At 64.9% G+C, this 17,077-nt stretch carries 8 protein-coding genes; 1 reads left to right on the forward strand and 7 read right to left on the reverse strand.

Features of this window, described 5'->3' with window-relative positions:
• Window positions 1–2: 2 nt before the first annotated feature.
• On the reverse strand, window positions 3–689 hold the full coding sequence (locus tag FJW06_RS11535; protein ID WP_140751661.1) for a D-lyxose/D-mannose family sugar isomerase: 687 nt from the start codon (window positions 687–689) through the stop codon (window positions 3–5).
• Window positions 690–878: 189 nt separating this feature from the next.
• Between FJW06_RS11535 and FJW06_RS11540 the strand changes: the two genes are divergently transcribed.
• Entirely contained in the window at window positions 879–1,937 is a 1,059-nt protein-coding gene (locus FJW06_RS11540) for a D-TA family PLP-dependent enzyme (RefSeq protein ID WP_140751664.1), read from the forward strand.
• 49 nt (window positions 1,938–1,986) lie between these two features.
• Here FJW06_RS11540 and FJW06_RS11545 read toward each other — a convergent pair whose 3' ends face one another.
• The 6 genes from FJW06_RS11545 to hutG form a co-directional block, all read right to left on the reverse strand.
• Window positions 1,987–2,745: a heme ABC transporter permease gene (locus tag FJW06_RS11545; protein ID WP_140751666.1), complete on the reverse strand. Its 759-nt coding sequence runs from the start codon at window positions 2,743–2,745 to the stop codon at window positions 1,987–1,989.
• A gap of 68 nt (window positions 2,746–2,813) precedes the next feature.
• Entirely contained in the window at window positions 2,814–4,583 is a 1,770-nt protein-coding gene (locus FJW06_RS11550; protein WP_140751668.1) for a glucan ABC transporter ATP-binding protein/ permease, read from the reverse strand.
• A gap of 375 nt (window positions 4,584–4,958) precedes the next feature.
• On the reverse strand, window positions 4,959–13,538 hold the full coding sequence (locus tag FJW06_RS11555; RefSeq protein WP_140751670.1) for a glucoamylase family protein: 8,580 nt from the start codon (window positions 13,536–13,538) through the stop codon (window positions 4,959–4,961).
• Between the two features lie 269 nt (window positions 13,539–13,807).
• Window positions 13,808–14,395, reverse strand: coding sequence for a HutD family protein (locus tag FJW06_RS11560; protein ID WP_140751672.1), 588 nt, complete (start codon window positions 14,393–14,395; stop codon window positions 13,808–13,810).
• Window positions 14,396–14,509: 114 nt separating this feature from the next.
• The gene (gene hutU / locus FJW06_RS11565) at window positions 14,510–16,183 is read right to left on the reverse strand and encodes a urocanate hydratase (protein WP_181178240.1); all 1,674 of its coding nucleotides are present in this window, start codon (window positions 16,181–16,183) and stop codon (window positions 14,510–14,512) included.
• A gap of 25 nt (window positions 16,184–16,208) precedes the next feature.
• Window positions 16,209–17,027 carry an N-formylglutamate deformylase gene (gene hutG / locus FJW06_RS11570; protein ID WP_140751674.1) on the reverse strand — a complete coding sequence of 273 codons (819 nt, stop codon included), beginning with the start codon at window positions 17,025–17,027 and terminating at the stop codon, window positions 16,209–16,211.
• Between the last annotated feature and the right edge of the window lie 50 nt (window positions 17,028–17,077).

A 17,077-nucleotide genomic window follows, 5' to 3' on the forward strand; every position in this document is an offset into this window, starting at 1 on the left:
CCCTATCCCACCCACTTCTCATAATCCGACACCAAGAGGTGCAGGGGCGCGACGTCTTCGTCGATGTTGGAGAAGCGGCCGATCGGGTCGCGGAAGACGTTGTCGGTGAGGTCGTCATTGACTGTCGAGACCTCGCCGATCAGCACGTCCTTGCCCTCGGCCCAGAAGGCGTGCCAGACGCCGGGCAGAAGCGTCACGCTCTGACCGGGATCGAGCTTCAGCAGTCCGCCCGCCGGCAATCTGGTGATGGTGCCGTCGACCGGCACCGAGACCTCGGCCTTCGGGTCGATGCCGCCGTCGCGGTCGTGCATGAAGAGTTCCAGCACCAGCTTGCCGCCGCCACGGTTGATGATGTCCTCGGCTTTGATGTTGTGGCGGTGCATAGGCGAGAGCTGATCCTTGCGCGAGATCATGATCTTTTCGGCATAGAGCATGCCCATGCCGAGCTTCATGTCCTCGTAGCGGCCGTTGCGGACGGTGAACAGAAACAGGCCGAGTTCGTCGAACTTCTCCTGGCCGTAATCGGTGATGTCCCAGCCGAGGCGCGAGGTGAAGATGGCCGAGGAGTCGGCCTTGTGCGCCTTCATTTCTTCAGGCGACCAATAGGCGAAGGGCGGCATGATGTAGCCGAAGGAGCGGATGAAGGCGTCGGCTTCGCGGATGATGTCGTTGATCTTGGAGCGCTTCATGGGTCCTTCCTCCGGCCGCTGCCTGCTGAAATCTACTCCTCCGAATAGCTCAATGCCGGTCCGCTGTCGACGCAAACTGGCAGTTCTGGACCGTGACATCGGGCAGGATCGGGGCCATAAACCCATTCAGTTTTTTGAAGCACATGTCCTTGTGCCGAAATCGGCAGACATGCTTTGGACGGTGATCCCATGCCACGCATAGACGACCTCGACACGCCGGCGATCCTGATCGATGCGGCTCGCGCCGAAGCCAACATCAACAAGGCGCAGGCGCATGCCGACCGCCACGGGTTGAAGCTCAGGCCGCATATCAAGACGCACAAGCTGCCTTACTGGGCGAAGAAGCAGGTGGCGGCGGGCGCCGTCGGCATCACCTGCCAGAAGATCGGCGAGGCCGAGGTGATGGCCGATGCCGGACTCGATGACATCTTTCTCCCCTACAACATTCTTGGCCGGGCCAAGCTGGAACGGCTGAAGGCGCTGCATGGCCGCGTCACGCTCTCGGTGACGGCGGATAGCCACGAGACGCTGGAGGGCCTTGCCGCGACCTTCACCGATGCCGGTCATCCGCTTTCGGTGCTGGTCGAGTGCGACACCGGCATGGGTCGCTGCGGCGTGCAGCGCGCCGACGAAGCCCTGGCGCTGGCGAAGGTGATCGACAAGGCCAAGGGGCTCTCCTTCGGCGGGCTGATGACCTATCCGGCGGCGGGGCGCGCCGCCGAGGCGGACGCCTGGCTGAAGGCCGCGCGCGACGCGCTTGCGGCGGCGGGGCTCGAATGCGAACGCATCTCCAGCGGCGGCACGCCGGACATGTGGCGCTCCGGCGAGGACAGTGTCGTCACCGAATACCGGCCCGGTACCTACATCTATCTCGACCGCTACCAGGTCGCCAAAGGCGTCGGCACGCTGGACGATTGCGCGCTGACCGTGCTCGCCATGGTCGTCAGCCATCCGACCGCGAGTCGCGCCATTCTCGACAGCGGCAGCAAGGCGCTGTCTTCCGATACGCTGGGGTTGCCGGAGTTCGGCGAGCTGCTCGGCATGCCCGGCGCCCGTGTCACCGGATTGAGCGAAGAGCACGGCACCATCACGCTGGCGGACGGCGCCACGTTGCGCATCGGCGAGCGCGTGCGCGTCGTGCCCGACCATTGCTGCGTGGTGACGAACCTTTTCGACCAGGTGCATCTGATCGATGGCGACACGGTGCTGGAAACGCTGCCGGTCGCGGCCCGAGGACGGATGGGATGAGCAGCGCCTTTCCTCTCCCACAAGCTTTCCTCTCCCACAAGAGAGAAGGTTAAGCCCGCTCCGCCTGGCGCGCAGCAACTCTCCGCATCGCGGTCACGCGCCGCCTGGAAATCTCCGTGCGCATCGCCATCAGGTGCAGCGCGAAGAACAGCACCGTGAAACCCAGCGCCATGACGGCCAGCGGCCACAGCATCGAGGGATCGATGGTCGGGCCGCCGAGGCGGAAGACGGATGCCGGCTGGTGCAGCGTGTTCCACCAGTCGACCGAGAATTTGATGATCGGGATGTTGATGAAGCCGACCAGCGTGATGATGGCGGCGGCCCAGGCGGCGCGGCTGGCGTCATCCAGCGCCCGCGTCAGCGCAATGATGCCGAGATACATCAGGAAAAGCACGAAGACCGAGGTCAGCCGCGCATCCCACACCCACCAGGTGCCCCACATCGGCTTGCCCCATATGGAGCCGGTGATCAGCGCCAGCGCCGTGAAGGTGGCGCCGATCGGGGCCGCCGCTTTCAGCGCGACATCGGCCAGCGGATGACGCCAGACCAGCGTGCCCAGCGCCGAGATCGCCATGATCGTGTAACACATCATGGCGAGCCAGGCGAAAGGCACGTGGATATACATGATGCGCACCGTGATACCCTGCTGGAAATCCTCCGGCGCGGTGAAGCTCATATAGAGGCCGACAGCGAGCAGGACCGCCGCGACAGCCGCCAGCCACGGAATGACCTTGTCCGCCAACCCGACGAAGCGCGTCGGATTGGCGAGATCGGCCCAGGAGCCCAAGCGTGAGGTGGTGTCGCTCATGCCGACCTAAATAGACCGGCAGTGTCTTGGGAGCAATTCCCCTTCTCCCGGTGGAAGAAGGGGAGAGCTTACGCCGCTTCCGTCACCGGACGGCTGAGGCGGCGGACTTCCTCGTCGTTGAGCAGGCCGCCGGCGCGCAGCAGGGCGGCGAAGCGGCCGTTGCGCAACGACAGCTCGGTGAAGCCGCCCATCTCGACCACCCTGCCCTTGTCCATGAAGACGACGAGATCGGCGTCGCGGACCGTGGTCAGGCGATGGGCGATGATGAAGGTCGTGCGGTTGCGGCGCAGCTCGTCGATCGCGTCCTTGACGCGGTCCTCGGTTTCGACGTCGAGCGCGCTGGTCGCCTCGTCGAGCACCAGGATCGGGGCATCCTTGAGCACGGCGCGGGCGATGGCGATACGCTGGCGCTCGCCGCCCGAGAGCTGACCGCCACGCTCGCCGACGACGGTGTCGTAGCCGCTGCTCTTCGACAGGATGAAGTCCTGCGCGGCGGCGGCATTGGCGGCGGCGTGCACCTCGTCGTTGCTCGCATCGGCGCGGCCGACACGGATGTTGTCTTCGATCGAGCGGTTAAGCAGGCCGGCGTCCTGGAAGACGGTGGCGATCGAGTGGCGCAGCGACTTGCGGGTCACCGTGCGGGTGTCGATGCCGTCTATGAGGATACGGCCGCTGGCCGGCGTGAAGACGCGCTGCAGCAAGTTGATGAGCGTCGTCTTGCCGGCGCCTGTCGGACCGACGATAGCGACCGTCTGGCCTGCCTGGACCTCGAAGGAGACATCCTCGATGCCATGGCCCGAATTGGCAAACTCGAAGCTGACGTTCTCGAAGCGGACATGGCCGGTGACGTTGGTCAACTCGCGCAGTCCGTCCGGCTCGGCGGTCTCGGCAGCCGAGTCCTCGAGGCGATAGAAGTCCTCGAGCTTGGCGCGGGCCTCGGAGATCTGGGTGGTGAAGGCCGACATCTGGTCGAGACGGGCGATCAGCATTCCGGCAAAGCCCGTGAAGGCGACGACATCGCCGACGCGAAGCTGGCCACGGGTGACGAGATAGGCGCCGATCGACAGCACGATCATCATCGAGATGGTCGACGACAGACGGTTCAGCGCGTTGGCGATCGCCCACCAGTCGAGCACCGGGTTCTGGGCGTCGAGCAGATCCTTTACGTAGCGCTTCAGCGTCGCGGTCTCGTGGGCGATGCGATTGTAGCTCTGCAGCACGGCAACGTTGCTGACGCTGTCGGTCACGTGGGCGAACACGGTGTGGTAGTGGCGCTCGACGGCGGTCTGCCCCGCCTTGGTGCGGTGCATGACGATGCGGCCGATGCCGACGTAAAGCACGCCCAGGCCAAGCAGCACCACGGACATGCGGATGTCCATGGACAGCGCGGTCGGAACCAGCAGCACCAGCGCGATGGCCGTCGAGAGGTGCACGCGCATGAATTCGAGCCACAGGCTGAACAGCGTTTCGACGGCGCGCAGCAACGTGTGCAGCGAATTGGACGTGCCGCGCTGGTGGTGCCAGGCGAGCGGCATGGTGATGACGCGCTCGAAGGATTGGCACAGAACTTCCGAGCGGCGGGCATGGGCGAAGCGGTCGGCGCCGCGCGCCACCAGCACGAAGGCTATGACATTGAAGACACCGATGGCTGCCCAGACGGCGAGGGTCGAAAACACCGCGCCTTTTTCGGAGATGGCACCGATCACCCTGCCCAGCAGGATCGGCTCGAGGATCGCGATCGCTGCGAGCGCGACGTTGGCGCCGCAAATCAGCGCGACGCGCTTCTTGTCGGCCGCCAGATAACCCAGCGCTCTAAAGTAGATCTGCAGAAGTGACACTTCAGCTACTCCGCCAAACTCTTGTCCGTGCTCAATGCCCGAATTGTGCACCGCACCATTTTCTGACACGTATCGGTTAACGTGTCGCGAAACAATGCGTCGTCTATCCCTTCCGTTCCCATTTAGCGAACAAAAGATAACGACGGTACGAAATCTGACGTGATCACCTAACGGTTTGAGATAAAAGGTGAAATGTCAGCCTTGCGGCAAAATAATGGCACTTGGTCCCCGCTGCCACATTTTTAATCATAAGCTGCTTGCTTAGCCTGCTCTAAAGGAAGGCGCGCGATGAGGCGCAAGAGCCGCGCCAAGTAAAAAACGGCGGTCGGCCACGCACCTCGAATGATGCGCGGCCGACAGACCAAACCTTTGATTTTACGCGGGTATCCTGACGACGACTTCCGTCTTGCCGCCGGCTGTCGGCTCGAAAGAGGCCGATTTTTTCTTTGAACCATCGACTTCTAGCGAGATCGACTTGGTCTTTTTGTCGCGGATGACGCGAACCTTGATCTCGCCGTCGAACATCTTGAGCGTCGCGGCGTAGCCGTCCCAGTGCCTGGGCAGCTTCGGCCTAAACGTGATCTCCTTGCCGCGCCGCTCGATGCCGAGGATGCCTTCCACCGCGGCCCGGTAGAGCCAGCCGGCCGATCCCGTGTACCAGGTCCAGCCGCCGCGGCCGCCCTTGCCTTCGCCGGCATAGATGTCGGCGGCCACCACATAGGGCTCGACGCGGTAGTGCTCGGCCCCCGCTTCGTCCGAGGCGTGGTTGACCGGATTCAGCATCGAGAAGCAGCGATAGGCCTCATCGGTGCGGCCCATCTCGGCCAGCGCGATCACGAACCAGGTGGCGGCATGGGTATACTGGCCGCCATTCTCGCGCACGCCCGGCGGATAGCTCTTGATGTAGCCGGGATCCTTCTCGCTCTTGGAGAAGGGCGGCGTGAACAGCTTGACGATCTTGAGCTCGTCATCGACCAGCATATTGGTCGCCTGTTCCATGGCCGTGGTCGAGCGCGCCGGATCGCCCTCGCCCGACAACACGCTCCAGGACTGGGCGATCGAGTCGATCTTGCACTCGTCCGAATTGTGCGAGCCGAGCGGCGTGCCGTCGTCGAAGCTGCCTCGCCGGTACCACTGGCCGTCCCAAGCGGTGCTTTCCAGGGCACGCTTCAGCGCGTCCGCGTGCTTCGCCCAGGCCTGCGCCCGCTTGGTGTCGCCCTGCCCCTTGGCGACAGGCGCGAAGTCGGTGAGCGTCTTCAGGAGGAACCAGCCCAGCCACACGCTCTCACCCTTGCCGCCCTCGCCGACGCGGTTCATGCCGTCGTTCCAGTCGCCGCCAAGGATGAGCGGCAGGCCGGCGGGGCTGCTGCGCTTGATCGCGAGATCGAGCGCCCGCGCGCAATGGTCATAGAGCGGCGCGGTGTTCTTGGTGATCTCCGGCGTGAAGAAGGCGTCATGCTCGCCTTCGCCGAGCTCCTGCCCCTCGATGAAGGGCAATTGCTCCTTGAGGATGCCGGCATCGCCCGTCACCTCGATGTAGCGGGCCGTCGCATGCGCCAGCCAGACGACGTCGTCCGAGATCATGGTGCGCACACCGGCATCGGTGCGCGGCAGCCACCAGTGCTGCACGTCGCCTTCCGGGAACTGCCGGCGCGCGGCATTGAGGATCTGGTCGCGCGCCAGCTTCGGGTCATGCGCCAGAAGGGCGAGCGTGTCCTGCAACTGGTCGCGAAAGCCGAAGGCGCCGCTCGCCTGGTAGAAGGCCGAGCGCGCGCGGATGCGGCAGGCCAGGCTCTGGTAAGGCAGCCAGTGGTTGACCATGGCGTTCATCGCCTCGTCCGGCGTCTCGACCTGGATGGTGTCGAGGAAACCGCGCCAGGTCTTTTCGTTATCGGCCAGGCGCTGGTCGAAATCCTTGCCGCGATGGGACTGCACCAGCGCGCTTGCCTCGGCGGGCGTTGCCGCGTCGCCAAGCAGCCAGAGCAGCGTGATGTCGCCGCCGGCAGGAATGTCGATGTCGCTGGCGACAACCGCGCAAGGATCGTCGCCCGCCTCGATGCGGCCGGAAAGCGCAAGCCCGCCGAGCACGGCCTGCGGATATTCGGTCGTGCCGTGCCTGCCGATGAATTCGGAGCGGTCGGCGGTCACCGAATGGACCGGATGACTTGCCGCCATGAAGGCGACACGCTCGCCGAAGTCGAGCCCGTAGGGGTTTTGCGCCAGCATGGCGCCGGTCGCCGCGTCACGGGAGGGCACGATAGTCGCCGCGGTGCGCGAGCGATGGCCGCCCAGCACCCACTCGGCATAGGCGTAAATGCGCAGGCGTGCCGGCGCCGGGCCGGCGTTCTGGATGCGCAACCGCGTGATCTTCACCGGATCGGTCGGATCGACCACCTGAGTCAGGTCCATCGACAGCGGCCCGCGCTTCGAGCGGAAGGTGGAGAACCCCTGCCCGTGCCAGGTCTCGTAGGTCATCGACGGATCGCGCACCACTGCCGCCGTCGGCGAGAACGCCTTACCGCTCAGCTGGTCATAGATATAGAAGCCTTCGCCCGGCCGGTTCGACACCGGATCGTTCGACCATGGCGTCAGCTGGTAGTCGCGGCTGTTGCGGCTCCAGGTGAAACCGGCGCCTTCGGCCGAAACGTGGAAGCCGAAGGAAGCATTCGAGATGACGTTGATCCAAGGCTGCGGCGTCACGCGCCGTCCGGTCAACCGCGTCACATAATGGCGACCATCGCCGTCGAAGCCGCCAAAGCCGTTCCACAGGCTGAGACCGCTGCCATCGGCGGCGATATCGCCTCCACCTTGGCTTGCAGGTACCGGCAAGGGCAGCGGCGGAGCAGGTTCGCGCGGCGAACCGCCCTCCGCCTGCAGCAAGGCATCGCGCGCCTGGAGGGCCGCGGTCTCCGCGCGTTCGAGCTGGTCGAAGATCGTGCCGTTGCGGGTATGCAGGACGACGCGCGCGACCGACAGCAAGGTCTTGTAGGTCGGCTCATCCATCAGGTCGCGGCGCACCGCGAAGATGTGCTGGCGAGGCCCGAGCTCGCGGCCGCGCAGGCGGCTGTTCTCGCACAGTGTCTCCACGGCGCGCTGCAGGTCCTGCACATAGGACGAGGCCTGCTCGTTGACGACGACGAAGTCGATCATCATGCCCCGCGCCCGCATGTATTCCTGGAACCGCAGCGCCTGAGCGACGATCTCGAGATCGGCGACGTCGGCGATGCGCACGAGGAAGATCGGGAAATCCCCGGAGATGCTGGTCGGCCACAGGCTCGACTGGCGGCCGAGGCCAGACGCGATGGATTCGGCCGGCAGGCGCAGGAACGGATCGGGATAGATGAGGTAGCGCGCCAGCTTCTGCACATTGGCGGCGTCGGTGAGACTGAGACCCAGATGACGTGTCTGCACCTGGCTGCGCGTCCAGGCAAGCATGGCCTGGCGGGCGAAGCTCTCCTGGTGGTCGAGACGGGCGATCGCCTCGTCGAGCTCTGATCGATTAGCGCCGACGGCGGTCCAGAAGGTCAGCGAGATCTTCTTGTTTGCCGGCACGCGGACCTGGCGGCGCAGCGCCGCCACCGGGTCGAGCGTGAAGCCTTGACTGCCGGAAAGCCTGACGCCGGGGTCGAAGGCGACGGCATCGGCGATGGTGCGGCCACGGCCGATGAAAGCGCGCCGGTCGGTCTCGGCCTCGGCATCGCGCGACGGGCCCGACGGATCGGTGACGAAATGCACCATGGTGAGGTCGGGGTCGTTCTTGTCGCGCTTGCGCCGCGTGGCGAAGATCGCGCCGTTGGTCGGCGCGATCTCGGTCTCGACGAACATCTTGGAGAAGGCCGGATGCGCATTGTCCGAGGCCTCGTTGCCGAGCACCAGCTCGGCGAAGGACGTCACCTCGATATGCCGGTCGGTCGGGCCGTCATTATAGAGCGTGATGCGACGGCCTTCGCCGTTACCCTCGGAAATGACGATGCATTCGACCTCCGAACGCAGCGAGCCGACGGACTTGGTGAAGCTCGCCTTGTCGTCGCCGAACAGCGTCTGGACGCGTTCGCCCTCGGCGCGCTTCGGTTCCGCCGTGGCCGACCACCAGTCGCCGGTAGCGGTGTCGCGCAGGAAGATGTAGGAGCCGAGGCGGTCCTCGCTCGGATCCGGCTGCCAGCGAGTGACGGCAAGCTCGCCGAAGCGGCTGTAGCCGGAGCCGGTCGCGGTGACCATGACCGAATAGCGGCCGTTGGACATGACGTTGGTCGCCCGCAACGCCTTGATCGGATCGAGGATGACGCGGCTGTCCGGGCTCTCGGCCTCGGTCTCGTCCTTGGATCGCTCGTCCGCTTCCGTCCTGACGGTCGCGGTCGGAATATCGCGCGGCGCCTTCTCCTGCAACAGAAGCTCGGCCGACTCGATCACCGGGTCGCTGTGGAAACGCTCGCGCAGCCGGCCCTCGAAAATGGCGTCGGCGACAGCGGCGATCGACATGCCGGAATGGTGCGCCATGTAGTTCAGCACCACGGCGTGGTCCGTGCCCTCCGGAACGCGCTGCGGCGTGAAGTCGACCGCATCGTGGAAGCCGTGACGGCCAAGCGCGCCGATAGAGCGCAGGCGCTTCAGGTTCTGCACCGCCTCGCGCGGATAGAACTGCGCTGCCAGGATCGTGGCGTAAGGCGCGATAACAGTGTTCTGGCCGAGGCCGCGCTTCAGGCCGAGGCCGGGCACTCCGAAATTGGTGTACTGGTAGGTGAGCTCGCGGTCGCGGGCATTATAGGCCGATTCCGAAATGCCCCAGGGAACGTTCTTGGAACGCGCATACTGGATCTGGCGCTTGATGATGAGCTTGCTGGTCTGGTTGAGGATCGAGCCCTGCGGCTCCTTCATGACCAGCGGCGGCATCAGATACTCGAACATCGAGCCCGACCACGACATCAGCGCGCCCTGGAAGCCGATCTCGACGATCGGCCGTCCCAGACGGAACCAGTGCTCGGTCGGCAGGTCGCCCTTGGCGATGGCGAACAGGCTGGTGAGCCGCGCCTCGGAGGCGAGCAGGTCATAGCAGGCTTCGTCGAGCTGGCGGTCCTCGACGCGATAGCCGATCGACAGCAGCTTGCGCTCCTGCCGCATCAAGAAGGAGAAATCCATCTCGAAGGCAAAGCGGCGGCAGCGCTCGCGCAGCGCGAGCAGCTTGGCGCGCAATGCGGCGACGGCGCTCTCGTCATTGTGCGAATCGTGCACGTGCGCCTCGCAGGTCGCCTCGAGCCTCGCCGCCCAGTCGGCGATGACATCGCTCTTCGGCGAGCCCGCCTCGGTATGGATGGCGGTGGCGAGCTTGCGGATCTCGCCGGCGAGCACGGCAAGGTTGATGGTGCGGATCGACGCCATTTCGGGCTGCGCCTTGATGGTCGCGACCGCGCGGCGCATGCCGTCGAGACGGTCGGCCAGGCGCTGGCGCAGCGGCCGCAGCTGCCGACGATCGTCCGGCAACTCGTCCAGGCTTTCGTCGAGGATGGCGACGGTGTCGAGTATGCCTTCGAAATCACCCTGCAGGTGCACGGACGGCGCTTCGGCCCATTCGGCGCAGGAGGCGGCCACCGCGACCAGATGTCCGGCGAGATTGCCGCTGTCGACCGCGGAGATGTAGAGCGGATAGAGCGGCTTCAGCGTCGTCGTGTCGTACCAGTTATAGAGGTGGCCGCGTTCGCGCGGCATGTTCTCGATCGTCGTCATCGTGGCGTCGATACGGGTGATGGCATCCGAAAGGCTGATCCAACCGAAATCGCGCGCCGACACGACCGACAAGAGATAGACCCCGATATTGGTCGGCGAGGTGCGCGGCGCCACCACCGGCGCCGGGCTCTCCTGGAAATTGTCCGGCGGCAGATGATGCTGCTCTGGCGTGACGAAGGTCTCGAAATAATGCCAGGTGCGGCGCGCGTAAGTGCGCAACGCGTGGACGTCGGCGGTCGAGATGCGCAGCCTGTCCTCGGTCTCGGCCGAGCGGCTGATCCAGCAGGCGACGGCGGGCGAAGCGATCCAGAAGATGGCGAAGAAGAAGGCGACGAAGGCGCCGGTGGAATCGGCCAGCACCGGAATCGCCAGGCCGACGACGCCGACGATCACCGCGCCATACATCATGCCGTAATAGGCGCCGAGATCGTTCCCGCCCTTGGCCGCCTGCGAAGCGGTGCGCCATTCCAGCAGATTTTGCCGGCTGACGAAGAGCCGGTAGATGGTGCGGATGATGGCGTCGCCCATCATCCAGGCGAGATGCGCCATCAGAAGCACTTTCAGCGCCACAAGGGCGGTGCCGAAGACGGTGTCGCGAGCCAGCGCCGAGAAATGGCCGCGCGGCGTCTGGTCGCCGCTCTTGGGCAGGATGCCGTTCACGATGTCGAAGGTCGGCGCCATGAACAGGCTGAGGATCAGAAGCGCCTGCCACTGCGCCGCCTGGGTAAAAGGCAGCAGCGTCCAGCCGGCGACGCAGGCCATGACCCAGAAGATCGGGGTGACCGAGCGGCGCAGATTGTCGACCATCTTCCAGCGCGACAGCGCAGGCACACCGGAGCGCGGGTCGAAGATATAGCCGAGCAGCTGCCAGTCGCCGCGGGCCCAGCGATGGTGGCGCGAGGCGTCGACCGAGTAGCGGGTCGGATAGTCCTCGACCAGCTCGACATCGGTGACTAACGCGGCGCGCGCGAGCGCGCCTTCGAGCAGGTCGTGGCTGAGGATGGTGTTTTCGTCGATGCGGTTCTTCAGCGCCGCCTCGAAGGCGTCGACATGGTAGAGGCCCTTGCCGGTGAAGGACCCGTCGCCGAAGACGTCCTGGTAAACGTCGGAAACGGCGAACACATAGGGGTCGAGGCCGCGATTGGCCGAGAAGACGCGCTGGAAGAAGGAGGCGTCGTCGCCGCTGGTGAGCGAAGCGGTGATGCGCGGCTGCAGGATGGTGTAGCCGGCCGTGACGACACGCTTCACCGGATCGAAATGCGGGCGGTTGAGCGGATGGGCGAGCTTGCCGACCAGGCTCGAAACCGCGTCGCGCGTGGTGCGCGTGTCGGCGTCGAGCGTCATTACATAGACGACCTTTTCCGGCAGCGGCACGTCGAGCGGCAGGAAGGTGGTGTCACTGTCGCCGCGCAAAAGAAGGTTCAGCTCATGCAGCTTGCCGCGCTTGCGCTCCCAGCCCATCCAGCAGCCCTGCGCCTGATTGTAGAGCCGGCGTCGGTGCAGGAGGTAGAAGCGCGGCGAGCCTTCCGACGGATAGCGCGCATTGAGCCTGGCGATCTCGTCGCGGGCATATTGCAGGATTTCGATATCGGCGGCGTCGATCTCGGTCTTGGAGTCCGGCCAGTCGGACAACAGCGCGAAATGGATTTCCTCGGCCGTGTTGGCGAGGTGATGAACCTCGATGTTGCGGATGTTTTCCTCGACATCGTCGCGCGAGCCGATCAGTGACGGAACCACGACCATCGTGCGCGACTCGGCCGGTATGCCGTGCTTGTTGTAGTCGTAGCCGACAAGCCGGGTCGGCTTGAGAAACAGCGCTACCACGGTGTTGAAGAAGGCTAGCGCGCCCTCGCTGGCGGGCACGGCGAACAGCGCCAGCATCAGCGTGATCGATTCCACCGACAGGCCGAGATTGACGAGCGCTTTGCCCGACAGCACCAAGAGCAGCACCGTCAACAGAAAGACCGGCACGACGATGCCCAGCCAGCCGGCGCTGGCAAAACCTCGCTTGAAGGTCACATAGAAAGGCGGCCGGTAGCCGATCGCCTGTTCCAGCTCCTGCCGGCGCGGGCCGACCAGGAAAAAGCCGACATCGGTGTGCACGGCGGGGTCCGCTGTTTCCGGCACGCCGGACGCGTCGGTGAGGCCGGGCGTGTGGCCGGCAAGCTCGATCGCCTTTTCGGCGACGCGGTACTCGGAAAGATGCGAGCGGCGCGCCAGCTGCTCGATCGCGGTGCGATACTGGTCGCGCGAGAAGAAATCGAGGTTGGCGAAATCGGTCTTTTCACGCAGCAGCGTGTCGATGCGGCTGACGCCCTCGAACCAGACCGTCCAGTCGACGTCGTTGATGAGGCGCAGACCGCGAATGATGTTGCCGGTGGTGACGTTGCCCGAGGACAGCGTCTGATGCTCGGAGATGATGATCTCCTCGGCATCGGAGCCGGTCTTTTCGAGCTCGCCTTCCAGCCATTCCAGCGCGCGGCCGGCGTTCTGCGATCCGTCGCGCAGGCGGTAGAGCAATTGGGTGGCGAAAGTGGTGTCCTGCGCATGCGCGCTGTAGTTCGACAGGATCCTGGTGCGGTCGGCATTGTCGTCCGTCGCGAGAACCCGGTCGGCGACCTCGTTGGCGACATGGCGCATCTGCCTGGTGCGCTCGACGCGCACGGCGATGCGGCGCAGATTCTCGATCAGCACGAAGCGCAGCAGCGACGGCAGCGCCCAGAGCTCGCCGATCTTCATCGGCTCGACTGACTGGAAGCCCTCGACGATCGCCTTGAACATGGTGGCCGAGACGGAGCTGTCGGAATGCTCGACATAGCTCCAGGCCACGACGAAGGCGCGCGGCAGCACGGTGCCGTCGCCGAGTGTGAGCGTCGGCAGCTGCCGGTAGAAGCGGCGCGGCAGGTCGCGCTTGACCTGGAAGATGGTCTCCTCGACCAGGTAATTGTTGTCGAGCAGCCATTGCGCGGCGGGCGTGATGGTCTCGCCCTTGGCCTGGGCGGCATTGGTCGAGCGGTAAACTTCGAGAATCTTCTTGGCGCTATCGCGGATGCGGCCCTGGAACTCGAACGGGGCGAGGCCGAACAATTCCTTGACCTCGCCCTTGGCGAGCGCAACGCCCAAGGCGCGCAGCCGGTCCTCTGGCAGGAAATTGGAGCGTATCGGCGCTTCCGTCACCGCCGGGAAGCCGGCGCTCGTCTGTTCGATCTTGTTGGGATTGGTCTGAATGTTCATCGAAAATTCCGTAAGCGGGGCGCAATGCGGCGTCACCGCCACGGCAATGCGCCTAAAACCGGTTCAATTGCAATTGGTTGCATGACTGATCGGCCGAAAGTTTGTTTTGCGCACCACGACAGGGGCGTGCCCTTTCGACAGCTTGTGGGCGAACGCCCCTCGCTCTCCGCCCCTGTTTGGATCAGGGCAAGGATTCAGGCTTTTTCGTGATACATGCAAGGGGCCGAATGATAATTCGCCTGAGCCGCGATCATGTTTGGCAACAGCCGTTAATGGTTGGCGGCGAAGCGGTGGAGCCCGATCACGAAAAGCAGGCCCTCCCCTTTGGGCTGAAGCCGCAATTCCGCGCTGCCGCGGTCGAGGATCAGCGTATCGAGCGGTCCGAGGCTCGACCGGTCGTCCGTGAGGAGCGTGGCGCCGGTGCCGACGGCAAGAACGAGCGTGGTGTCGGCGCGCGGCGCGATGCGACTCTCGCCGGAAAAAGGCCGGCGTTCGACCTCATGGGCCATGCGGCCACGGCGGGTCATCACGTTGAGATCAGTGATCGGACCGCCGATCAGCGCCGCACCGGTCGGCACGTCGCCCGGAAAGGCGAGCGGCGCCGAGTCAGCAGTAAGGGGTTCGGGCGGCCGGCCAGCGATGTCTAGGACAATCCCCTCACCTTCCAGCACCGACAATGTTCGGTCGATGCCGGCGAAGCTCGAGAATGGCCCGCTGGTTTCGACGCGAGCCATCGAGACGCGCCAGTCGAAGTCATCGAGCCCGGCGCCGTCGGGAGAGATGGCGATTTCGGTAGTCGTGCCGCCGCCATTCTTCCACGGCATGACGCGGTAACCGGCAGCACGAAGGATGCGCATCGGCTCAGACCCGGACGATTTCAAGTCGATTCGACCTGAAACCATCCGGCTCTGTCTTTTTGGTGAGGAGCATGATGTTGTCCGAAAACCGCTTCACACTTTTCGGCATCATGCTCAGCCCAGAATGCCAGGCAGATTGAGCTGGTGTTCCTTGGCGCACTCAATGGCTATGTCGTAGCCGGCATCGGCATGCCGCATGACGCCGGTCGCCGGGTCGTTCCACAAAACGCGCTCCAGACGCTTGGCCGCCTCCGGCGTACCATCCGCGACGATCACCATGCCGGCATGCTGCGAGAAGCCCATGCCGACGCCGCCGCCGTGGTGCAGCGACACCCAGGTGGCGCCGGAGGCGGTGTTGAGCAGAGCGTTGAGCAACGGCCAGTCGGAAATGGCGTCGGAGCCGTCCTTCATCGCCTCGGTCTCGCGGTTCGGCGAGGCGACCGAGCCGGAATCGAGGTGGTCGCGGCCGATGACGACCGGCGCCTTGAGCTCGCCCCTGGCCACCATCTCGTTGAAGGCGAGGCCGAGGCGATGGCGGTCGCCGAGACCGACCCAGCAGATGCGCGCCGGCAACCCTTGAAAGGAGATGCGCTTGCGCGCCATGTCCAACCAATTGTGCAGATGCGTGTTGCCGGGGGTCAGCTCGCGCACCTTGGCGTCGGTCTTGTAGATGTCTTCCGGATCGCCCGAAAGCGCGGCCCAGCGGAACGGACCGATGCCGCGGCAGAACAGCGGCCGGATATAGGCCGGCACGAAGCCCGGGAAAGCGAAGGCATTCTCAAAACCTTCGTCCTTGGCGACCTGGCGGATGTTGTTGCCGTAATCGAGCGTCGGCACGCCGGCGTTCCAGAACGCCACCATGGCCTCGACATGCTCGCGCATCGACGCGCGGGCGGCCTTCTCGACGGCCTTAGGGTCGCTGACGCGCTTTTCGCGCCACTCGGCCATCGTCCAGCCCTTCGGCAGATAGCCGTTGATCGGGTCATGGGCCGAGGTCTGGTCGGTGAGGATGTCGGGGCGGATGCCGCGCGTGAACATCTCGGGCACGATCTCGGCGGCGTTGCCGAGCAGGCCGACCGACTTCGCCTCGCCGGCCTTGGTCCAGCGCTCGATCATTTCCATCGCCTCGTCGAGCGTCTCGGCCTTCTCGTCGAGATAGCGGGTGCGCAGGCGGAAATCGATCGAGTCCGGATTGCACTCGATGGCAAGGCAGGAAGCGCCGGCCATGACCGCGGCCAGCGGCTGAGCGCCACCCATGCCGCCGAGGCCGCCGGTCAGGATCCACTTGCCCTTGAGGTCGCCATTATAGTGCTGGCGGCCGGCCTCGACGAAGGTTTCGTAGGTGCCCTGAACGATGCCCTGCGTGCCGATATAGATCCAGGAGCCGGCAGTCATTTGGCCGTACATCATCAGGCCCTTCCTATCGAGCTCGTTGAACTTCTCCCAGGTTGCCCAGTGCGGCACGATGTTGGAGTTGGCAATGAGCACGCGCGGCGCGTTGGAATGTGTCTTGAAGACGCCGACCGGCTTGCCCGACTGCACCAGCAGCGTCTCGTCCTCGCCCAGCGTCTTCAGCGAAGCGACGATCCGGTCGAAATCGTTCCAGGTGCGCGCCGCCCTGCCGATGCCGCCATAGACGACGAGCTCGTTCGGGTTCTCGGCAACCTCCGGGTCGAGATTGTTCATCAGCATGCGCAGCGGCGCTTCCGTCGTCCAGTAGCGGGCGTTGAGCTTGTCGCCGCGCGGGGCGCGCACTTCACGTATGTTGTGACGAGGATCAGTCATCATTGTCCCTTTCGAGTAAGGCGGCGCTTTAGCGCCCGGCCCAGTCAATGGCGGTTTCGAGGATCGTTTTCAGCGTGGCGCGGATCGGCGCGGCATAGGTGGCATCGTAAGGCACCGGCCAATTTTCCGGCGAGCCCTTCCCTGCCGGCTCGCGCATGTAGCCGCGGTTGGAGAGCTCCATCTGTAGCGCGTGGACGCCGTTTTGAGGCTGGCCGAAGCTTCTGGTGATCCAGCCGCCCTTGAACCGGCCGTTGACCACCCAGGTTTCGCCGGTCGTGGCCAGGATGGCGGCCACTTTCTCCTGCAGCAAGGGATCCGTGCTCTTGCCGTCGTTGGTGCCAAGGTTGAAGACCGGCAGCGTGCCTTCGAACAGGCGCGGCAGCACCGAACGGATCGAATGGCAGTCGTAGAGCACGATCTTGTCATGCATGCTGCGCAGCCGGTCGATCTCGGCCTGCAGGGCGGCGTGGTAGGGAACGAAATAGGTTTCGCGGCGCTGGTCGATCTCAGCCGGCGTCGGCTCCTCGCCCATGCGGTAGAGCGGGTCGCCGTCAAACGTGTCCGTCGGGCAAAGGGTTGTCGTCGCCTGGCCGGGATAGAGCGAAACGCCCGATGGATCGCGATTGACGTCGATAACGGTGCGCGAGATGCCGGTGTGGACGACGGTCGCGCCGAGGTCGGTGGCGAAATCATAGAGCTTGTCGATCCACCAGTCGCAGTCACGGCGCCCCAGCCAAGTCGAGACCAGGCGGGAATCGAGGCCGGCGAGGTCGATGCCGGTGTGTGGGATCGAGACCAGGAGCGGGGCCGTGCCGCGCGTAACCGTGAGCCAATTGGGCGAGGTCATAAGATACCTCCGCAAGCTGGAGTTCTACGGCGCCCCCCTCTGCCCTGCCG

It is taken from the genome of Mesorhizobium sp. B4-1-3 (assembly GCF_006439355.1).
Classification (GTDB): domain Bacteria; phylum Pseudomonadota; class Alphaproteobacteria; order Rhizobiales; family Rhizobiaceae; genus Mesorhizobium.